The sequence below is a fragment of the Armatimonadota bacterium genome, assembly GCA_013314775.1.
In the GTDB taxonomy this organism is placed as follows: domain Bacteria; phylum Armatimonadota; class Zipacnadia; order Zipacnadales; family JABUFB01; genus JABUFB01.
Window position 1 is genome coordinate 999,689 of the sequence record JABUFB010000008.1, and the last position, 20,746, is coordinate 1,020,434.

A 20,746-nucleotide genomic window follows, 5' to 3' on the forward strand; every position below is an offset into this window, starting at 1 on the left:
CAGCAACCTCCTGTCCGGGAGCACCGTCCATGCCAATCATGCGCCCCCTATTTCTTCAGCGGCTCCCAGACGTGCTTGAAGCGGGATGTGGGCAGGGTCAGGTAGGTTGCCGCATTTTCGCTGCCCATTGAGATGATGCCGACGACCTCGCCTCGGTCTGTTGTGCACGGGCCACCACTCATGCCCTGCACCGTCCGGGCATCGGTGTTGAAGGCAATGGCCCCTTGCTCGCCGCCGCGCATGACGGTGGTTACGTGACCCGGCTCCACGCGAACGTTGGGCCCGTAGTAGCTCTGAGCAAGCTCTTCGCCCAAGGGGAAGCCGGCCACGAAGACCCTCGTGCCTTCAGTGACCTGGTCGCTGCCAATCACGGGCAGCGTGGGCAGAGGATGGTCTGCTTCGAGCTTCAACAGGGCATAGTCCTTACCAATCTCCGAAGGATGCGGACCTGCGGGCGTGCCCACGTGCTCGGTGCAGGTAGCCGCGATCTTCTCGGCGTCCTTCTGCCCACTCTTGAAGACCGCGATGATCTCGCCGCACTTGCCGCCCTTCACCACATGGGCGGCCGTGAGCACGTAACCGTCTTCTCGAATGATGACCCCGCTGCCCTGGGTATCGCCGTCCACGATGATCCAGACCGTGGCGAGCTTGATCCGCTCAACCACGTCACTGGGACCGAAGAAGGCGTAGCCTACCGCGACACCCGCACACACGAGCGCCAATAGTATGCCGAGGAACAGCGCCAGGCCGGTCTTGGGGATCAGCCCCGAGTCCAGGGAGCCGCCGATGAGCCGGGGACTATAGTAGGACATGCCGATGCACCCCTGTACAGGAACGGGTGTATGTCAGACGGCGAATGACAGATGGCCTGACCGGGGGACTGGCATCGCGGCTCGCCGCCGTCTGCCAAGCGGGTGCCTGTGCCCCCATGCAGCGCCCTCAGTCCGTATACGGCACAAAAGACATGTTGCAGTTCGGACAGGACGGCGGGATCGACTGGACCTCCGGGCCCAGGAAGATCCCGCAGTTGCGGTTCCGGCAGTAATATCCCGGGCGCCGTCCCATCGGCGGATCGAGCACGTGGTCCGCGTACGGGTGTCGATCAATCTTCGACTGCTCTTCACTGATCAGGTCAAAATGGTCTTCAAAGCCGCGGATAACATTGGCCGCTCGGGCGTCGTCCAGATCACGCAGGCCGAGCCGTGCCATTTCGTGGGTGCGCGCCTCGCCAGTGTCGGTGATCTCGATGCGCCCCTTGACCGCCGTGGTGATGCGCAGGGCCTCAGGCTTACCCATCTCGTTGATGCGGTCCTGGATCATCTGCGCCAACACCGTGCGGGTCTCATTGCGGTAGGCCAGTTCGCCGACGCTCACCCCGAAGTCGGTGGGCAAGGTAAGCAGGCGGCGAGGCATCCCGGGCGCCTGAGCAAGCTCCATGCTGAACTCCTGGCGCTCCTGGGAGTAACTGAGCAGCCCCAGCAGAATCGCACCAACAAAGAACTGCTCGGCTTCGCGGATGTCTCTCTCGCCCGGCGGACGCGGGCGCACCCCGGTACGGGCAAAAGCGGTCATCTCCTGTACCCGGCCTGCCACCGCACGAACGCCCTGGATCTTCTCTTCGCGCTCGGCAATGTCATACCCGCGGATGATCCGAGTTGGATAAGCCGCCCGCTCACGCAAGAGAATGACCATGTAGGGATCTTGCACTTCCTGCAGCCACTTGTCGGTCCCCGGAGAGGTGAAACCTGTACGTCCCGCGGCAGCATTGACCGCATCGGTCAGCGCCGCCTTGAATTCCGGCCAGGCATCGGGATCCTGGGCGCCGCTGAAGAAGGCCCACCACCCATCACGCGGATTGATCGGGTCGATGTCCGAATACTTGGGGTGCTGCAGGTTGAGTTCGGCAAGCTCCATGCCCTCGTCCACAACCTGGTTGATCTCGGCGGAGAGCCCGGCCGACTTGACCGCAGCCTCCTGGAAACGCTCGATCACCCGCTCGTCGTAGATGATGGGTGGAGTACCCGCGGGCGCGCGGCGTCGGTAGCGGTCGCGGATGTGCTCGCAGATGGCGTTCACATAACGCATCTGAACCAGCCCGCCGCGGGCGGCGTCGGTGGGGCAGGTGGAAGTGAAAGGCCGGCTGTCGTCATTGTCCAGGGGCGCACGAAAAGCAGCGTCGATCTCCTGGACACGCGTGGGTTCCAGCAACCCGCGCAGGAACTTGTCCCGGGTGCCGTCGTCCGGGTCCTTCATCACGCGATCCATCTTCAGGTCTACGACCTGCTCGCTGAACAGCATGCTTGTCCGGCGATCCAACGGTCGGGCCATGATCGCCGCATAGGCCCCGGTGGCCTCGTCGTGCCACTTGCCAAGGTACTCCAGCAGGTGGGTCAGACGAGCATCCAGGGCGGCAAGCACCGGGCGCGCCAAGTCGTTGTACAGATCCTTCTTGGCCGCCAGGAGTATGGCCTCGGCCGCCCGGTTGTATGTCTCGCAGACCATCACCCGGGGCTTGAGCATCTCGCGCCGCGCCGCGTGTTCGTTGAGCCAGCGAAAGCCGTAGATCGGCGGGATTCTCAGGAGCCAGTCCCCTCGCACAGCCTTGATGGCCTGGCGGGCATCGTCAAGCGTGTAGCCGGGAACCTTGGTGGCCGCAAGTTCCGCGTCGATACGTTTCAGTTCGGCCGTGAGCGCCTGGCGCAAGGCTCGCACCAGGCCCAGCGCGTATCGCGGACCCTGATCAAGGCGGAAGACCCGGGGCATAAGCCAGTCCACCACGGCCTGCTCCAGCCAGCGCGTGTTGCGCAGACGTCTTGTGTTGTACTCGACGCACTTCGTGAAGTACCCATCAGGCCGGAGTGCGCCATCCAGCTTCTGCTCGAGGTCTTGGAAGGATTCATCGGAGAACTCGTCGGCGAAGGTGCGCCGGATCTGCTCGTTCATCCAGTCCTGGGGGCGGATTCCACCGGCCACATCCCGCAGGTCTTCCGGCACTTCGGTGAGCTGAAGCAGCAGGCCGTCGTCGGCGGCGCGGGTCGCTCCCACTCCCACGAGGCTCAGCAGGTCGTGAACATCCCTGTCGCTGGGGTCCTGAGGCTGAGCACCGTCGGAGTGGACCCGGTCGGCGGCTACATGCAACCAGCTCTCGATGAACTCCGACACTGTACGGTGGTAGCAGGCCTGGTGGCAGACGTCGGCAGGGAACTCGATGGAGGAGACCCCAAAAGTCAGAAAGCGCAGAGGGTAGCCATCCAGGTCGTACTCCGCCATGTCGGGGCCGAAATCGACTCGGCGCGACTGGGCCTCCTGGGTCTGGGCGATGACATCCACGTAGACGTATTCGGAGATACGCCGCAGGAAGTCAGAGAAGCCGATTTCACCCCGCGGCCCAGACGGCGAGACGAGGTAGCAGTAATCGTAGCAGGCCGCGCGCGTACGCACTGGGACCTGTTGTGGGAACTTGGCCTCGTACACCACCCCGCTGCGGTTGTAGAAGTCCAGCTCTGACAGAAGCGCCGCGGTGTTGCGGGTGAACTGCCGCTCGCTGGTGGCATCCTGCCGAGCAATCGCGAGAATCCCGATGCGTTCAGCCTGAACGCCTTCATTCCGGAGTATCTCGTGAACGATGTAACCCATGTCAATGAATACGCCCGCACCGGTCCCGCCGCAACTCGAGGAGATGACATAGACCCTCGCCGGGCCCACCTGCACCTCATTGTCGGGGTCGATACCAAGCTGGGTCTTGATTTGGGCATCGGTTACGGTGCTGACCCTTGAAGCCTTGTTCGCCACCTGGTTCCACATCTGCTGGAAACTCTGAGATGCCAGGAAAGCGAGACGGCCGAACATGCGCACGCCCTGGGCGCCTTGCTGGAACCCGCCCTTGTCGGCCCGTTTGAGTGCGTCCATGTCCACCCAGCTCTTCAGGCCGATATGCTCGAACTCCTCGGGATTGGTCATCATCCGCGCAACCTGATCGGGATGCGGGTTGATGAGAATCCCGTCAGGCCCCGCTGCATCCGGGTTGTTATTGTCCGTATCAACGAAGAGGAACTGGACGAACGGCAGGCGGCTGACATTGCCGTAGCGCCATTCCAGGCGCTCGCGGAGCATCCGCGCGACAGATGTCCCCGTGCCGCCGAGGGCGATGACGAAGACCGGATTGAAGGTCGTAGGCATGCGCTGCATACCCCCAGAAACGAAGACAGGTACAGTTGACGCGTCCGGCAGTTCGGCTGAAGCACGCCGTTCAGACTACCACGCAGTATCCATTTTCCTGGGCCGGGGCCAGATAGCCCAGATCAGGATCAACTTGATGAGGACCACGGCCATGAGCAGGATGAAGTCGCCGATGACGCCGGAGGTTGGGCCCGGGCTGTAGCGCCACCAGACGAAGTACTCCTGGAGGTCCGGGAACACAAACAGCACACCGATGGCGAACAGGATGATGCCGTAGGTGTATCCCAGCCGGATCGACAGTCCCGCAGCAAGTGCGCACAGGCCGTAGAACACCCAGTAGATGAACAGGGTCAGGAGCCAGCAGCCCACTCCCACGGCCACCAGCAAGCCCAGGTCACGGGGCTGTCGGATCATCGCGAACAGATAGAGGATGTTTTCCAAGGCGCGTCCCTCCCCGCGCTGGGCGGTGCGGTCAGGCTGGTCTGCAGATTCAGCCGACGATACAGCCGATGAGCACGATCAGGGCCGTGATCATGCCGATGATCGGCCCAGTATTGGTGGCGAAGAAGTCCGCCGCGTGAATGTCCAGAGACTGCTCGCCGGGCACGCCGTCGATGGCGATACGCAATGTGACCGGCTTGCCCAGCGGCACGCTGAGTTCGGTGCGGCCGTCATTGAGGCGAACCCCCCGCCGGGCAGTCACCACTATCTGCGGCCCTTTGCCTTCAAAAGCCGCCAGCGGCCGGTCGTCCAGGCCGGGCACGGGAAGGAAGACCACCCCGCGCGGGCTGATTCCCCGGCCGGACTGTACAAGGATGCGTCCCCCGAAGGCGCGGATGGTCTCGCGGGTGTCACCCAGGAGCAGCCGGTGCCGCCACGCCAGAGGCAGGCCGAGCAGGGCAACCAAAGACAGGATGGCCACGATCATAAACACGATCCGCCAGCCCGAGTAGTCAGGTGGCGGCGGCGGTATGTAGGTAGTGGCGGGCGCGGTGACGGTCGTCTGGGCTTCCACGCGCTTGCGATCCACCCCGTCGGCCCGGGCGTAGTCTGCGTCAGGGCCGATGATGCGGTGCAGGATGATCTGTCTGCCCTCACTGGTACCGTACTTCCCGGCCGCAAACTCCCCGTCATCGCCGGCAAAATCCTTGCGCAGGGCTTCGAGGCGCTCCCGAGTGTACTTCTGCTTGCCGAAGGCCATGTCGGGGGTGTACGTGTCCGAAAAGATCAGGACTACCGGGCACAGCTTCCCGCCAGTGTCCTTCCAGAGCTTCAGAGCGCGCTCCATGCAGTAGCCCCGGGCATCCAGGACATTGCTGCCCCGGCTTTCGGGGTCCACGAGACTCTCCAGGCCTTCCAGAGCGTGGGTGAGGTTTTCGCGGGCTTCATCCGGATCGTCGTAGTCGAAGGTGCTCACGTTGTTCTCGCGAATGCGGCTGTCCCACGGGATGACAACGATCCTGTCCCCTGGGCAGAAGAAGAAGCCGCACATGTCGGTGAGGACCTTGATCGTGTCTTCAAGAACACCTTTGGCGTGAGCGCTGCCCGAGACGTCGATTCCCAGCGCAAAGGCCCCATTGACCGAACTCAGATGCGGAGCGGCGGAGAGCAGGTCGTCGCGGATACGGTCAAAGGTAGCAAAGGCATCAGTGCGCTCGATTACCGGCTTCGGCGCAGGCCCGGGTTTCGGAGGCGGTGGAGGCGGGGCAGGCGTAGACTTCCCGGCCAGCAGGACGCAGCCGGGAAGGGAACTGACGAACGCAAGAGCCATGCTGACCAGCGCCGACAACGTGACAAGCCGCCTGCTCATACGTTCACGTCTTCGGGACCGTGTAAGCAAAGACCTCACCTGTGGTCATGTCCCCCAGCAGCAATAGCCGGTCCGATGCGGCAAGGAAGGCGCGTCCTGAACCGGGCGCCGCCAGTGTCGGCCGGGCACGCGTGGCAGAATGCACCATACGCGGTGCAAGATCGCCCGGGGCCCCCAGGAGCGATGCCAGCCACACGCCGGGGTCATTGTCGCGCTCCAGCAACAGAAGCGTGTCCATCGCCATATCGCCCGTGGCGTCTATCCCGTGAAACACGGAGACCGGCGGACTCGCCGGCCGCCCCAGGTCGAACTGGTAGAAATCGCGCACATCATCGTAGAAAAAGGCCAGGCGACGCCCCACCCGCGGGCCGATCAGTGACGGGCGAGTGCCCGGCATACGGCCGAGTGCAACAGTTCCGTCCCTGAGTGACACCCGTACCAGCGCCGTTCCCCGGTCCTGGCTGAATGAAAGCAGGACGGCGTATTGGCCGGTCACTGCAGGTACAGACACATAGTCATACACATCATTCGACCAGAATGTGCCAGGTTCCTCCATCCCCGACATGGACAGTCGCAGCAGGTTGCCGGACCCATCACGCAGCAGGAATGCGTCGTCGGTTGCAGCGGGCCAGCCAACGGGCTGCTCGCGTCTTCCCGGATGCGCCGGCACATCCGTAGCCCGAAGCAATCCCCGCTCACCCCGGCAGAGAGCGCACGTGTCGTACAGGCGCAGGAGAAGCTCCCCGGAAGGCCCGGTTGAGCAGATGAGCAGACGGTCATCGACGATGCCGGCCTTGTGATCGCGGCCTTCCAGGGGCACTTCGAAGCACGGGTCGCCGTCGCCGATGAAGCAAGCCGCGAGCCGATCACCAACCACCGCGTAAAGGTACCGCTCGGAAACCTGGATGTCCGCGTACTCATGTGTCCCGGGAGTCAGCAACGGGTGCTGGGTCCACAGGTCAAGATCCCTACCGGTGTCCTCGCTGACGCAGCGAACCGCACCCCGCGCAGTGGGGAAGTACACTCGCCCGAAGGCGCAGACAGGCCGACCGACTGGCTCACCAAGCCGCCAGACAAGAGGCTCGCGGGGTTCCGAACCCTCCCCCGCGAGATGCACCCGACCGGTCCGGTGCATATTAGCCAGCGGCCCTCGGGAGCCGTCGCGGATATGCCGCACCGGTCCCGCACAGCCTTCAGGGCAGTTCAGTGGCTGGTCCGCGGTCACGAGAACCGGGTGGCGGCACCGCGCACACTGGACGTACAGCGCGCCACAACGAGGACAGGCGCATTCATCCGCGACCCTGAGGAGCGCACCGGGGCGCGACGGGCACGCCTGGCACTCGAACACCTGGGCGCAGCCGCAGTGCGGGCAGTAGCGGTGGGTCGCCGAGGGCGGCTCGATGGTCGCCCGGCAGTGCGGGTTGTGGCAACGCTCCATGTCGTAGAGCTCGATCTCCAGCATCGCGTACTACTCCTGCCCGGATCTCTTGCGTCCGAGAACGCCGCCATCCAGCCTGTCACTGGGGATGTCATCCAGATCCGGCAGCGTAGGCAACACGCCCCCTTCCGCGGCATAGCGGATGACCTCGGCCCGCACCAGCACGTCGTCACCCAGGAGCCAACCCGCATCTTCCACCGAACAGACCGTATTGTCCAGGGCGGGATCTTGTGCCACACGCGTTTCGACGACCTCGTGGCGCACCGGATCGATCCGATCCCCCGGACGCACGAGCATGATGCTGAGGCCGAGATCGCCGGCCAGCTGTTCGGCTGCAGCGGCGCGGGCCCGCATTATCGCCGCATCGAGCCGGGCGAGAGCCTCGTCCGTAGCGGGACCTTCATTCGAGGGCGAAAGAACAGCAGCCAGCCTGCGCAGGCCCTGGGCAAGGGTCGGGGTGTCGCGAGGACCGGAGAGCTTGCGCATTACCTGAGTCTCGAGATCATCAAGGCCGGCTTCGCGGAAGGCCAGGGATTCAGCCGCGGCGCCCTGCGACCGAGCGTCCGCAAGCAGAAGGCGCGCCTCCGCGAGTGCAGTACGAAACGGCGCATCACTTGCAGCGTCAGGGGCGCGGTCAAGGTCATCCAGACGCTTGCGCAGGCCATCCACGTCAAACTGTCCCAGCCGCCGGGTGAGATCATTCATGTCGCCCGCGGCGGATGTGTCTTGGTCGTTCATGGGCGGCTCCCCCTGCATCACAGCCCGCGAGTCGGGCGGCAACATCTAGCCACGGGTGGAGTGGAGCGAAGCGGAACACAACCCGTGGATTCGGTCGATCTAGCTGAGCCCCAAAGGGGCGGCAGAATTCGGAAGACGCAGCGCACTGGATAGAGGCACCCTTTCACCACCGCCCAATGCCTCACAACCTCAGCGCCGCCTCGCGCGGGATTGCCGTCTCCCCCTCCAGAAACGCGGCACGCCACCAAAAACACTGGTCGCTGCCATACTCCGCGCTGATCACAAGCTGGCGCGGCTCAGGCGCAGGATTGCGCACATGATGGATCGAAATCGCGCCTTCAGGGCCATCCGGCGCGTAATTGGCCCGCAACTCCACCCGCAGATCCTCACGTGCCCCAATGCGCAGGGCGCGTTCGGTACTGATCCCCGGCAGAGCGCCCCGTGGGCACAGGCGCTGGCGGACGAATTCGTCCCCCGATTCCGGATCGGCCACCACCAGGTCCAAGTCGCAGGCGAGAATGCCGTCCACGCGGTAGTCGTAGTACAGGGATGCCCCTCGTGCAACATTCACCGTGCAGTCTGCCGGCGTCGCGACCACGACGCGCTGGGACTTTCCCAGGGCATCGTACAAGCGTGGCGCAATGACGGGTATCTGCCCGGTGCCGCCGGTGATGAACAGGAACGTGATGTCTCCCCTGCGCAGCCCGGCATCGGAGAGCATCTGGGCCAGCGAGCGAATGCGCGCCCGGGCTGTAAGGGTCATTTCGCGCCACAATGCCTGCCGCAGTCGGTCATCCAGAGCCGCATTGAGATTCGGGAAGAAGAGCGCCGGGTCGGGCATGATCCCGGCGCTGCAGATGCTTTCCAGGAACGGGACCACCAGGCGCTCCACGTGAGCGGGGCTGATCTGGAAGGAGCCCAGGTCGGTGTGGAACTCGCGAACCGCCGATGGTGCGCCGGGCAGGAAAAGGCTCTCCTTGAGCCGCCGACACTCCTCGCGCGCCGCGTGGATGGACAGGGGCCGATCCATCCCCGGCAGTTTCATCAGCGCCCGGGCACCATCCCATCCGAAACGCACCTGGTCCGCGCGCTGATCCAGGAGCCACGACAGGAGCAAGTCGTCCACGGTGTCTCCACCGAAACGGTAACCGGCTGCACAGCGCTGGACGGCCCGGAATGTGCCGTCCGAAACCGCCACCTGCAAGACCGCGACGTCTGTAGTCCCCGCTCCGCAGTCGAAGACGAGTATCAGCTCCCCGTCCTGCAGATGATAGGTTCGGCCGTCGAAGGTGTAGTCGCCTCGGCGCAGGCTATGCATGAGGTCCAGCGCCGCGCACTCGGGTTCGCTGGGGGTGAGTATGTCCTCGACTGCCAGACCCGCCATCTCGGCTGCCCGGAGGGTATGATCCCGTTGGCTGGCGTAAGCAGCCGCGTCTTCCATGACCGGAAGCGTGAGGACAAGCCGAGCATCCATGTCCACCTGCCCACGGAAGGGCCCGGCGGCGCGAACTTCGTCCATGAGGTAGCGCATGAACTCTGCGACCATCTGTACAGGCGACAACTCGCGGCCACCAGGAAGGCTCACGGTCTGCTCGGCCGCGGCGCCTCTCAGGCGGGTTTTCATCGATTCAACCACCATCTGCCCCGGGCCTTCAGCTCCTGCGGCAACCACAACATTGTGCCCACAAAGGGGGACGGGAGAATCTGCGCGGTATAAGATGGCCGAGCGCGTCGTGGTTGCGGTGCGTTCCGCTGAGCCGGGAGCCATCGGCCACAGGACCGGGCGAGGTTCGCGGTCTCGCGGGTCCACCCAGTTGTCGGTATAGTAGACCGCAGACTTCGCGGTTCCGAAGTCCAAACCCAGGGTCCAGCGCTGCACGATGTCGGGCTCATCCCGGCGAAACTCGGCATACAAGAGGAGGGTTTTCGGGGCGCGCCCACAATCAATATTCAGGCGCGCCACCCCTTGGAAATCGTCCCGGGCACGCAGAATCAGGAGCCGCACGGATCCCGCAGGGACGATGGTGCTGGTCTCGGACCCCAGCGGAACCGGGGCTGCGTCCTCGAAGGTGATCTCCAGCACATCATCAGCCGGGCTTGTCGGGGGCTCTTCCCACCCCGCACGGATCCCCTCCGGTATCGGGCCCAGCGACACCGTCGCGCCGGTTCCACCGAGATTGCGCACAGGCACCCGAATCTCGCGAGTGCGCGCGGTGAAGACCACCAGCTCAGCGCCCACGATGATCTCGGCCTTCCCAAGGCGCCGCAGCGGAACTTCCAGGCGCCAGGTCCGCCAGCGGTGATGGGTCGGGTCCCACGGGCGAGGCTCGTCGGGGCGTGTGCCGCCGCGATCAGAGGAGCTGATCTCGAGCACCAGGAAACGCGCATCCGCAGGCAATGATTCGGGATCAACGCCCACCCGCAGGCTGTTGTCTGTCGCTCCGGGTGCAAGGCGGCGTTCGGGAAGCTCCGTCGTGCGTTGGTGCTGAAGCGTGACGAGATGTCCCCAGGGCTGGTCCGGGCCCACGCGGACCCGGTACTCCACGTATCCCGCGCCCACATTGCGCAGGACAAGGGGTGCGGTGGAGTCCCCCGCATCCGCAACGCCAAGCTCGCGCCCGGGAAGCTCAGCCTCCAGTCGACCGGCCGGCCAGCCACAATGGGGGCAGAAGTTCACCGCGCGCCCTGTTTCAAAGCCGCAGGTAGGGCAGTTCATCGGTCTCTCTGAGCCGCGCAAACCGTGTGCAAGCGGCGCGTGCATGCTGTATAATTCGGCTTTAGCAACGTGTGATCCAGACGCGAATGGAGCACGAACGTATGACGGCCACCCAAAGAGTTCGACGTCTCCGGGAGGTTGCCCTCTCCCGAAATGTGCGCTGGTCCTGGCAGCGCGAACTGTTCGAGGGCGAAGCGTGGATGCAGACCGTGGGCGATCTCTGGTGGATCCGGCGCAAGGGCCACAAGGACGCCCATATCCTGCGCAATCTGGACGTGGTCATCGACCCCGACGAATTGATCGTGGGCAAGGCTACCCAACGCGACCCGAATGCGGAGGAGGCGATGCGGCTCGAAAAGGCCCGGCAATTCATGTCCGGACAGCCCCGAGCGGTAGGCCAGAACGGGCACATGGCCATCGACTATGAGAAACTGCTGGCTCTCGGCTGCAGAGGGATCCAGAGCCAGATAGACGCCCGAATTGGGGAACTGAAGCCCTCGCACCCCGAGGATCAACGAAAGATCGTGTTCCTCCAGGCAGCGAGGGAGGCCTTGGAGGGCGTCTGCGACCTGTCCCGCCGTTACGCGGAGCATGCCCGGAAGCTTGCCGAAAATGAACAGGATCCGACCCGACGCGCAGAACTGGTGGAGATCGCCGATATCTGCGAGCGCGTTCCGGCAGGGCCGGCGGCGACCTTCCATGAGGCGCTCCAGTCTGTCCACCTGCTGACTTTCGCTATCCAGTACGCGGACAACATCGTGCTCCTGTGCCCCGGCCGCATGGACCGGTGGCTGAACAAGTACTATCAGCGGGATCTCGCGGAGGGCCGCATCACCCCCGAGCAGGCGCAGGAACTGATTGACTGCTTCTACATCATGATCAACGAAGTCGTGCCCCGCGGGCTGGCGGTGGGTGTGATGGTGGGGGGCCAGGATTCCGACGGGCAGGACGTCACCAACCCGATCTCCCACATGTGCCTGCAAGCCGTTGAGAACACCGCCCTCATCTATCCTACGCTGGGCATCTGCTGGCACGAGGGAACGCCCGACGACCTGCTGGACCTGGGTTGCCGACTCATGGCCGGCGGCCGCGCGAACCCCGCCGTTTTCAATGATGACGTGATCGCCCGAGGCCTCCTGCGGGCCGGCGTGAGCAAAGACCGTGCCCACGAGTATATCAACTCCACCTGTGTCGAGATCTCCCCCATCGCATCCAGCAATGTCTGGGTGGCAAGCCCTTACTTCAACTTGACAGGATTGCTGCTGGAGACAATCAGCGCATTCGTGGGGCGAGGGGAAAAACCGTCTTTCAGGGCACTGTACAGCGCGTACCGCAAGCGGATTGCGAACGCGATCCGGGACGCAGTTACCGCTCAGAATGAATACCGGGAATCTCGCGAGCGTTTCGGGGGTTATCCGCTGTTGTCGTGTTTTGTCAATGACTGTTTGGAGCGCGGCCTGGACATCGACCACGGCGGCGCGAGACACAACTGGATCGAATGCTCCTTCGTGGGTCTGGCGAACGTTGTGGACTCGCTCATGGTGATCCGAGAGTTCGTCTACGAGCGAAAGAGCATCACGCTTTCGGGCCTGAAGACTGTATTGGACAACGATTTTGCGGAATGTGAGGACACCCGCCAGTGTTTCCTCAACCACCCGGCGAAGTACGGCAACGACCATGAAGAGGCCGATGCCCTGGCCCGTGAGTTCACCGAGTTTCTCACCCGCGAATGCCTGAAGCACCGGGTGCGACTCAATGACCGCTTCTATCCCGGGTTCTTCTGCTGGATCATGCACGAGCGTCTGGGTTCGGAAACCGGAGCTTCTCCGGATGGGCGCAAGGCGGGAGTCGCTTTCGCGGACGGCGCCGGACCCGCTCAGGGCCGAGAACGCAAAGGGCCGACCGCGGCGATAAAATCCACGACGAAATGGGACCACACCCCCTGTCTCGGCGGGCTCGTGCTCAACCTCAAGTTCAGCCCGAAGGCCCTCACAACTGATGCCGACCGGTGGAAACTGGCCGAACTCATCAAGGCGTACATGCGCTTAGGCGGGCAGGAAGTGCAGATCAACTGCGTGAGCCGGGAGACCCTCCTCGCAGCGCGTGAAAGGCCGCAGGACTACCGGGACCTGGTGGTGCGCATTGCAGGATACACGGACTACTTTACCGGGCTGGCTCCAGGGATGCAGGACGAAGTCATCTCGCGTACCGAGTTTGGTGAAGTCTAGGCTGGAGGCTACAGAGGAGATTGACTGGCGGCGACTGTTGCATCCGGGGGCCCGGGATGCGTCCCGGGGTCGACGGTTCGGCAGGTACCGCTGGAATCACAGCCCCGGCAAGAACCCGGCTCATTGAAACTTGTGGCGGGGAAGATGACTCTTCTGGTCGCAGATGAGGCGACCTGCTACTCCCGAACCCTGCTCTCCGGGCGCGCTTCGGTCTTGCAGACATCTACGCGTGATCTGGTCGCTGGCCCGAGCGTCTCTGGGTCTGCCGAAATCAGGCGCTCGCCTTGCTTGAAACAAGTTGCGCTGGTCCTTGGGTGCTGGAGTCTCCCTGTTGGGCCCTCTGCCTCGCAGCCCGCGAAGCGGGCGGCAGCCCATAGCCACGGGTGGAGTGGAGCAAAGTGGAACGGAACCCGTGGACTCGGTGCATATCAGATCGCGTGAGCCCCCAACGGGGCGACACACGTGACGGGGCCGTATTCCAGGACCATCGGTTTTGCAGCGTGCGTGCCTGCCTCGTGTGTGGCCCGCGTCCGGTGCGCGGGGAACGGCCTGTCTCCCCATCGGGCGCTCAAGGCCATCGCCGGGCGGCAATTCGGGTGCTTCCGCCTGGGGGTACAGGCTGGCCCTCATTCAGTGGGCTGCGGGGCAAGAGCTCCGGGCGAAGGGCGCGCTGAACGCGGATTGGCCTCGGCTGGCACGCTTCCCACAGGACCGATGTTCTCGCCCCCTTTCGGGTTGCGATCCTTGAGTTTCGACAGATATTATCTTGAGGCAGCATGGAGGGGAGGCCAGTACTCGTCCCAGGGCGTTTGACGGTGCATTTCGCCGGTGTTATACTCTCCAAAGCGTGAAATGCTTCGCGGCCGCTTTCGGGCGGCTGCGTTCTTGTCAGCCTACTATCATGCGCAGACAGTCCCAACTGGACGAACGAGTGTCCGAAGCACGCAGGCAGATGCAGCGCACATGGCTCATGTGGGGCCTTGGTCCGCTCTGCGTCGCCACCGTCCTGATGTTCACCTCCAGCGCGGTGTGGGCCAGCCCTGCCAACGTGGACGAGCACATTCTTGAGCGCGGCTTCCAAGCGGTCCTCGCCATCTGTTCCGCCCTGTTTCTCACGGGATTCTGGCTGGATGGCCGATGGACCAACCCGGACCGGATCGCCCACAGGATCTGGACCGCCACCTGCAACGGCGAGTTCGTTCCCACGCGCAGCCAACTGGCGGGTCACGCTTCCATTGCCTTCAGCGATGTCGCCGGGTCTGCGAAGCTCTTGACCATCATCGGCGGGGCAATTGCAGCGGCTGCGGTGATATCCGTCTGGGCCGGGCTTCGTATGACCGACGGCGCCCAATTGCTTCTGCTGGGCCTGTCCTACCAGGTCTTCGTGCTTTCGCGACACCCGCGGTACGAAGAGATTCTGTCCGCAGCCGTCCGTGGCGAACTGGTGTTCGTCGACGCGCCCGACCACAATAATAACGACTAGCGGCAATGCGCGGGCGACCAGTCCGCCGCGCAGCGCCGCATTCCAAGCCCGCGTGACCCGCGGGCAGTTTCATGTTTGGGGGAGGTCCCCAGAATGAAGTACCAGCGCCCCAGGGGGCTCCAGGACATATTGCCCGACCGCGCGGGGGAGTGGCAGTTCGCCGAAGCGACTTTCCGGCGCATCTGCGGGCTGTACCGCTATGAGGAAATCCGCACGCCGATCTTCGAGGACACCGACCTGTTTATCCGTGCCGTGGGTAAGGAAACCGACATCGTCTCCAAGGAGATGTACACTTTCGAGGACCGCAGTGGCCACAGCCTCACTCTTCGGGCCGAGGGCACCGCGCCCACAATCCGCGCATACCTTGAGAACAACCTGCGCGGTCAGGATCTCGAGCGCCTTGTGAAACTGTATTACATCGGCCCGATCTTCCGCTATGACCGCCCCCAAGCGGGGCGTTACAGGCAGCACCACCAGTGTGGGCTGGAGGCCATCGGCAGTCAGAACCCCGCGGTGGATGCCGAGATCATCGATCTTGCACTCACGTTCATGGGCGAACTGGGCATCCACGATGTCACGCTGAAGCTGAATTCAGTGGGCTGTCCGGTGTGTCGTCCGACCATCGAGAGCAACTTGCGCGCCTACCTGCGGCCCCATCTCGAGCAGCTTTGCGGTCTGTGCCAGACACGGTACGAGACCAACCTTCTGCGAGTGCTGGACTGCAAGAACCCGCACTGCCAAGAGCTTCTCTCGGACGATGATGTGACCGCGGTCACCACGGCCATGATCTGCGACGAGTGTCGAGAGCATTTTGAGCAGGTACAGGCACACCTGACCGCCCTGGGCATCACTTTCAGGCTGGACCCGCGGCTGGTGCGGGGCCTTGACTACTACACGAAAACCGCTTTTGAGTTCGTCGCCGAGGGTATCGGCGCCCAGAGCAGCATCGGTGGCGGCGGCAGGTACGATGGTCTCGTCGAGCAGTGCGGCGGGCCTGCAACTCCCGGCGTGGGCATCGGTATGGGCCTGGAGCGCCTGCTTCTCGTGCGCGAGGCCCTGGGCCTTGTCCCCCACTCCAGACCCCGCCACGGGTGCCTGGTCATCACCATTGGCGATGCCGCCTGGACCGAAGGCATCAAGCTCGTGGCTGAACTGCGCAAGGCGGGAATCGAGGCGGAGCTGGATTACCGCCAGCGTTCCATGCGCGCCCAGATGAAGTTCGCCAACAGTCATGATTTCGCCACTGTGGTGATCCTGGGCGAGGATGAGATGGCTCGGGGCGTGGTGAGCCTGCGTAACCTGGAGACGGCGGAGCAGGTGGAAGTGACGCGGGAGGAACTGGTCAGCAGACTGCAAGGCAGGTGAGCCCGTTGATCTGTCCGGCTTGCGGTCAGAATGTAAACGGAACTGGCGAGTCCGGCGCGTGTCCCTTGTGTGGCGCGCAGTTGATGGCCGGTCGGCGCGAGGTTACGTTCCTCTACGTCTTGACCAGCGCCTTTTTCGCATCCCTGCTGGTGTACGGCGCACTTGCCTTCATAGTGGAGTCCGCCGTCGACCGCGGAGAACCGGGATCCCCCGTACTCCGATATGCCGTCCTCGGGATGAGCGTGTTTCTGCTGGTGGCGATTACGACAGTCGAGCGCTTCCTCCTGCCGGGAGAGACGGTTGCCGCGGTTCGCACCTGCGCTATCGTACAGGCGGCATTTGCGGACGCTATCGCTGTATGCGGGCTGGTGCTCTTTCTCACTGGCGAGAGTATTGAGTGGTTCGTGCTCCATCTTGGCCTGGCGGCTGCCGGGTTCATCTACCTGGCCACACGTATTCCGCACTACTCACGGCTGATGGAGAAGTACATCATCGAAAGCAAATCTGGCGACCATTGAACCCGGCCGCCTTCGCCATACCTATGCATCCACGGAGGGCTGCAATGTCCGAACCCACTTTCCTCAAGCGCACACAGCGCTGCGGCGAGCTGCGCGAAGATCACATCGGCCAGGAAGTCGTCCTCAACGGCTGGGTCCACCGCTGGCGCGATCATGGCGGCGTCGTCTTCGTCGACCTGCGCGACCGCTACGGCATCGTGCAGGTGGTTTTCGACCCGCAGGATGCCCCCGAGGCCCACGCTCTGGCCCACCAGATGCGCAGCGAGTTCGTGGTCGCCGTGTCCGGCGTCGTCCAGCGCCGGCCGGCGGGCACCGAGAACGCCAGCATGCCCACGGGTATGGTGGAAGTGCGTGTGGCGAAGGCCGAGGTGCTCAATGCCGCTGCCACGCCGCCTTTCTACATCGCCGACCAGACGGAGACCGATGAACTGGTGCGCATGAAGTACCGGTACATCGACCTGCGCGGCGAGCGAATGCAGCGCAATCTCGCGATCCGCGCCAGGGCAACCGCGGCTGCGCGTCGGTACCTGGACGGTCTCGACTTCATGGAGATCGAGACCCCGCTTCTTTTCCAGCCCACCCCCGAGGGTGCCCGGGATTACCTCGTACCCAGTCGCGTGAACCCCGGGCGGTTCTACGCGCTGCCCCAGTCGCCGCAGATTCTCAAGCAGCTTCTCATGGTCAGCGGCATGGATCGCTATTACCAGATCGCCCGCTGTCTGAGGGATGAGGACCTGCGGGCAGACCGCCAGCCCGAGTTCACCCAGGTGGACATCGAGATGTCCTTCGTGGAGCGCGACGACGTGATGAATATGGTCGAAGGCCTCTTCGCCGCCATGTTCCGCGAGGCTCTCGGAGTAGAAGTTGAGACCCCCTGGGTGCGCTTGAGCTACGCGGAGGCCATGGCGAAGTATGGAACCGACAAGCCGGACTTGCGTTTCGGAATGGAGTTTGTGGACCTGGGCGAGATCGTGAAGGAGGCGGATTTCAAGGTCTTCCGGACCGTGCTGGCCACTGGCGGGCAGGTGAAAGGTATTTGTGCGAAGGGCTGCGGCGGGTACCCGAGGGCGCAACTGGACAAGCTCACCGAATTCGCCCAGAGCCACAAGGCCAAGGGCCTGGCGTGGATGCGGGTCACCGATGAGGGCGTGGACTCCCCCATCGCCAAGTTCTTCACCGAAGAGCAGCTCTCCGCGATCATCGGAGCCTTCGGCGCCGAAGCCGGCGACCTGCTGCTCATGGTCGCCGATAGCCCGGCGGTGGTTGCCGAAGCGCTGGACTGGATCCGGCGCGAGATGGCGCGGCGGGAGAACCTGATCCCGGAGGGCGTCTACAAGTTCGCGTGGATCACCGATTTCCCCATGTTCGAGTGGGATGAGGATGAGAAGCGTTGGGACGCCATGCACCACCCCTTCACCATGCCGCACCCAGATGACTGGGAACTGCTGGACAGCGACCCGGGCAAGGTACGCGCCCTGGCCTATGATGTGTCCCTCAACGGGAACGAGGTTGCGGGCGGAAGCATCCGAATCCACCGCCCGGACATTCAGGGCAAGGCTTTCGCGGTGCTGGGAATCGACGAGGAAGAAGCGGCGAAGCGGTTCGGTTTCCTGCTGGAGGCCTTCAAGTACGGCGCGCCGCCCCATGGCGGGATAGCCCTCGGCCTGGACCGCATCGTGGCGATCATGTGCAATGAGGACAGTATTCGCGACGTCATCGCGTTCCCGAAAACCCAGCGAGCCCAGTGTCTCATGTCCGGCGCACCGGGGATCGCGGACGCGAAGCAGATCAAGGAACTGCACATCAAGCTTGACCTGCCCGTGAGCATATAGGTCTGAAAGCGGCATCCCCGGCGCGGACACTTCCGGGCCGGGGGCGCCATGCTGACGCCGGACAAGATGGCCGGTATGGGGGCATCAGGTGGAAAGACGCCCCAGGCAGAACAAGCCAGATAGCCCTGACGGAACGGGCCTCGGGCCGGGTGAAGCGACGCCCCCGGCGCCGAGCCTGCTCGTGTTGGTGAACTTCGCATTGGTCGTGATGGTTCTCGGAACGGTTGGCACCGTCTACTTTGGGCTCCGCTGTGCGCGTCCCCATGACCCGGGCATTCGGCCCGCCCGAATCCAGGACCTCGATCCCCGTCGGAACCCCGCCGACCGCGCAATCATCGACTCCGGCAAGCCCCCTGAGCAACCCCGGTCATCGCGCGGTCCAGGCTTGCCTGTGCGCCGCGGGCTGCTTCTGTCTGTTGCGTTCCTGGCTGCGGGATTCGGCGTAGCTGTCTTCGGCGCGACGCGGGAGCACCTCGAACCCATCATCCTGGCGCGACGGAATGGGCTGCCTCCGCCACGACAGGAGGTACTCAAGGCCCTGCACAACCTGGCGATGGCGCTTGCAATGGTGATGGGCGTCGCGGGCGCAACCGGCTACATCATGGCGGAAGGCGCCCGGTCGCCGTATCGCGACCTTCGCATTCCCGCGGCGATGGTGCTCCTCGCTGCCGTCGCGGCCCTGAGGGCTCTCCAGCGGTGGACGCCATTCGCCACCGGTCCGCAGCCGGCCTACAGGAAACGACGGCCACCTGGAACCTGAGCCTGCGACCTCAGTCCCACCCCAGCGTCTCAAGGCCGTCAGCCTTGACCCGGAAGCGCTTCACACGCACCGCGCTGCCGGCACCCTCCTCGTAGTAGATCACCAGGATCGTTCCGTCCTTGAGTTCCACCGTCGCCGGGTACGCGCCGCCAACCGTGTCAATCAGGTACGGTCCCTGCCATGTGCGACACTCATCGCGGCTGATGTACATGGAGGTCTGCGGGAGGCGCTGGGTCATCACAATCGCGCCGGTGCTCAGGCGGTAGAGGTGAGGCGCGTGGCCTTTGAAACCGATGTCATACGCCGGGCTCCAGGTCAGCCCCATATCGGTGCTGGTGGCATAGTGCATGTTCACTGAACTGCTGCGCAGGGCCGCCCAGAGGATGCCGTCGCGGCAGAGAATGACGTCGGTCTCGGCGTCGAGGTTGAGCTTCTTCTCGCGACCGATGGGAACCGGCTCCGACCAGGTCTTTCCGCCGTCGGTTGATCGTGTCACGCCACCGTAGCTGTACCCGTCTTCGCCACGATACGTGCCCAGCAGCAGTGTGCCGTCGGGCATCTCGCGCACCGGCGCGGAGCAGACCCAGGGCTCAGGCGCGAATTGCACGGGGGTGGTGTCCCACGTCTTCCCGCCGTCGCTCGAGAAGACCGCTTCGGCGCCCCAGTGCCTGTACCCTCCCCCCTCTTTGGGCATGAGCGAGAAGAAAGTGCAGACCAGTCGGCCGTCCCTCAGCTGGGCGATGTGGGGGTCGCGGTTGTCCCGGTCGTCGTCGAAGAGGATCTCCGGCGCGGTCCAGGTGCGACCTTCGTCGCTGGAACGCACGGTGCAGATGCGCCCACCCTTCGGCCAGTTATCGGTGGGGATGGACACGTGCCCGTATCCCGCATAGAAGACGGCGATGATGTCACCATTCAGCATACGGCAGGCGTCCGGAAACGCCTGGTATGAACCGGCGGCTTCACCCCGTGAGATGATCTTGTGCGGCGGGGTCTCGTCCTTCAAAGTCTCCGGCATTTCGGCGGCCACTCCTTCGATCTTCAGATTGCGGAACTCGGCGCTTCCCTGACTGGTGCCCAGGCCAACGTACCCGGCCTTGATATTCGGGTCGGTCGCTTGCAGCACCTGCTGGTCGTTTACGGAAGCGGTGATGGTCTCACCGATGCAATCCACCTTGACGCGGAACCAGTCGCCGTCGGGCAGGTTGCAGGCCGCTCGCGCTATCTCGCCCCAGGTATTGCCCGGTGTGGAGCGCACCAGAATCGCGTTGTTGCTGCGCGTGTCCAGATGCAGCCAGTAGTACGACATGGTCCCGGATGCGCGGAACAGAACGGCCGCTGCGCGTACTCCGGGGCCTTCGACCTTCACGCTGGCTTCGAATGTGATCGTCAGGTCGCTGAATGCGCCGGTGGTGAGGATGGCCTTCGTGCCGCCGTCGGTGGAGGTCTGCGCCAGCGTACCATCTCCCATCGTCCAGTTGCCCCCAATAAACCTCCACTGCGTCTCATTCCCGGGAGCGAAGACAGGTTCCAGCACCGTCTGCGCCGCGCCAATATCGCAAGTCACCACAATGGCGGCGAACCAAGGCAGCAATGTGCGCAACATGCAACCTTCCCCTTTCAGTAAAGCCGGACTTCGTCGATTTCCACGCGATCGGCGCCGTTTGTGGCAAGCACCGTGA

General features: G+C 64.0%; 14 protein-coding genes. 6 read left to right on the forward strand and 8 right to left on the reverse strand.

The window, feature by feature from the left end:
• Positions 1-47 precede the first annotated feature (47 nt).
• The 7 genes from HPY44_11010 to HPY44_11040 all read right to left on the reverse strand — a co-directional run bounded on the left by HPY44_11010 (position 48) and on the right by HPY44_11040 (position 10,881).
• Positions 48-812, reverse strand: coding sequence for a trypsin-like peptidase domain-containing protein (locus HPY44_11010; protein ID NSW56536.1), 765 nt, complete (start codon positions 810-812; stop codon positions 48-50).
• Positions 813-939: 127 nt separating this feature from the next.
• Entirely contained in the window at positions 940-4,179 is a 3,240-nt protein-coding gene (locus HPY44_11015) for a hypothetical protein (protein ID NSW56537.1), read from the reverse strand.
• 75 nt (positions 4,180-4,254) lie between these two features.
• Positions 4,255-4,620 (reverse strand): hypothetical protein, encoded by a 366-nt coding sequence (locus tag HPY44_11020; protein NSW56538.1) that lies wholly within the window; start codon positions 4,618-4,620, stop codon positions 4,255-4,257.
• Between the two features lie 49 nt (positions 4,621-4,669).
• Positions 4,670-5,989, reverse strand: coding sequence for a hypothetical protein (locus tag HPY44_11025; GenBank protein ID NSW56539.1), 1,320 nt, complete (start codon positions 5,987-5,989; stop codon positions 4,670-4,672).
• Between the two features lie 4 nt (positions 5,990-5,993).
• Positions 5,994-7,451 carry a hypothetical protein gene (locus tag HPY44_11030; protein ID NSW56540.1) on the reverse strand — a complete coding sequence of 486 codons (1,458 nt, stop codon included), beginning with the start codon at positions 7,449-7,451 and terminating at the stop codon, positions 5,994-5,996.
• Positions 7,452-7,457: 6 nt separating this feature from the next.
• Complete coding sequence (locus HPY44_11035) at positions 7,458-8,165, reverse strand: hypothetical protein (GenBank protein ID NSW56541.1); 708 nt, start codon at positions 8,163-8,165, stop codon at positions 7,458-7,460.
• Between the two features lie 181 nt (positions 8,166-8,346).
• Positions 8,347-10,881: an Hsp70 family protein gene (locus HPY44_11040; protein ID NSW56542.1), complete on the reverse strand. Its 2,535-nt coding sequence runs from the start codon at positions 10,879-10,881 to the stop codon at positions 8,347-8,349.
• Between the two features lie 101 nt (positions 10,882-10,982).
• Here HPY44_11040 and HPY44_11045 point away from each other — a divergent pair, with 101 nt between their 5' ends.
• The 6 genes from HPY44_11045 to HPY44_11070 all read left to right on the forward strand — a co-directional run bounded on the left by HPY44_11045 (position 10,983) and on the right by HPY44_11070 (position 19,067).
• Complete coding sequence (locus HPY44_11045; GenBank protein NSW56543.1) at positions 10,983-13,109, forward strand: hypothetical protein; 2,127 nt, start codon at positions 10,983-10,985, stop codon at positions 13,107-13,109.
• A 901-nt stretch (positions 13,110-14,010) separates the two neighbouring features.
• Positions 14,011-14,592 (forward strand): hypothetical protein, encoded by a 582-nt coding sequence (locus HPY44_11050; GenBank protein ID NSW56544.1) that lies wholly within the window; start codon positions 14,011-14,013, stop codon positions 14,590-14,592.
• A 93-nt stretch (positions 14,593-14,685) separates the two neighbouring features.
• Positions 14,686-15,957 carry a histidine--tRNA ligase gene (locus tag HPY44_11055; GenBank protein NSW56545.1) on the forward strand — a complete coding sequence of 424 codons (1,272 nt, stop codon included), beginning with the start codon at positions 14,686-14,688 and terminating at the stop codon, positions 15,955-15,957.
• Between the two features lie 83 nt (positions 15,958-16,040).
• The gene (locus tag HPY44_11060; GenBank protein ID NSW56546.1) at positions 16,041-16,475 is read left to right on the forward strand and encodes a hypothetical protein; all 435 of its coding nucleotides are present in this window, start codon (positions 16,041-16,043) and stop codon (positions 16,473-16,475) included.
• A 44-nt stretch (positions 16,476-16,519) separates the two neighbouring features.
• Positions 16,520-18,307 carry an aspartate--tRNA ligase gene (aspS, locus tag HPY44_11065; GenBank protein NSW56547.1) on the forward strand — a complete coding sequence of 596 codons (1,788 nt, stop codon included), beginning with the start codon at positions 16,520-16,522 and terminating at the stop codon, positions 18,305-18,307.
• A gap of 88 nt (positions 18,308-18,395) precedes the next feature.
• Positions 18,396-19,067: a hypothetical protein gene (locus HPY44_11070; GenBank protein ID NSW56548.1), complete on the forward strand. Its 672-nt coding sequence runs from the start codon at positions 18,396-18,398 to the stop codon at positions 19,065-19,067.
• A gap of 10 nt (positions 19,068-19,077) precedes the next feature.
• Here the strand turns inward: HPY44_11070 and HPY44_11075 are convergent, their stop codons facing one another.
• Positions 19,078-20,670 carry an exo-alpha-sialidase gene (locus HPY44_11075; GenBank protein NSW56549.1) on the reverse strand — a complete coding sequence of 531 codons (1,593 nt, stop codon included), beginning with the start codon at positions 20,668-20,670 and terminating at the stop codon, positions 19,078-19,080.
• Positions 20,671-20,746: the final 76 nt, after the last annotated feature.

What these genes read in the sequence shown, in the direction of transcription:
- HPY44_11010 (NSW56536.1), bottom strand. Translation starts at nt 812, where the DNA reads ATGTCCTACTATAGTCCCCGGCTCATCGGCGGCTCCCTGGACTCGGGG.
- HPY44_11015 (NSW56537.1), bottom strand. Translation starts at nt 4,179, where the DNA reads ATGCCTACGACCTTCAATCCGGTCTTCGTCATCGCCCTCGGCGGCACG.
- HPY44_11025 (NSW56539.1), bottom strand. Translation starts at nt 5,989, where the DNA reads ATGAGCAGGCGGCTTGTCACGTTGTCGGCGCTGGTCAGCATGGCTCTT.
- HPY44_11030 (NSW56540.1), bottom strand. Translation starts at nt 7,451, where the DNA reads ATGCTGGAGATCGAGCTCTACGACATGGAGCGTTGCCACAACCCGCAC.
- HPY44_11035 (NSW56541.1), bottom strand. Translation starts at nt 8,165, where the DNA reads ATGAACGACCAAGACACATCCGCCGCGGGCGACATGAATGATCTCACC.
- HPY44_11040 (NSW56542.1), bottom strand. Translation starts at nt 10,881, where the DNA reads ATGAACTGCCCTACCTGCGGCTTTGAAACAGGGCGCGCGGTGAACTTC.
- HPY44_11045 (NSW56543.1), top strand. Translation starts at nt 10,983, where the DNA reads ATGACGGCCACCCAAAGAGTTCGACGTCTCCGGGAGGTTGCCCTCTCC.
- HPY44_11050 (NSW56544.1), top strand. Translation starts at nt 14,011, where the DNA reads ATGCGCAGACAGTCCCAACTGGACGAACGAGTGTCCGAAGCACGCAGG.
- HPY44_11055 (NSW56545.1), top strand. Translation starts at nt 14,686, where the DNA reads ATGAAGTACCAGCGCCCCAGGGGGCTCCAGGACATATTGCCCGACCGC.
- HPY44_11060 (NSW56546.1), top strand. Translation starts at nt 16,041, where the DNA reads ATGGCCGGTCGGCGCGAGGTTACGTTCCTCTACGTCTTGACCAGCGCC.
- aspS (NSW56547.1), top strand. Translation starts at nt 16,520, where the DNA reads ATGTCCGAACCCACTTTCCTCAAGCGCACACAGCGCTGCGGCGAGCTG.
- HPY44_11075 (NSW56549.1), bottom strand. Translation starts at nt 20,670, where the DNA reads ATGTTGCGCACATTGCTGCCTTGGTTCGCCGCCATTGTGGTGACTTGC.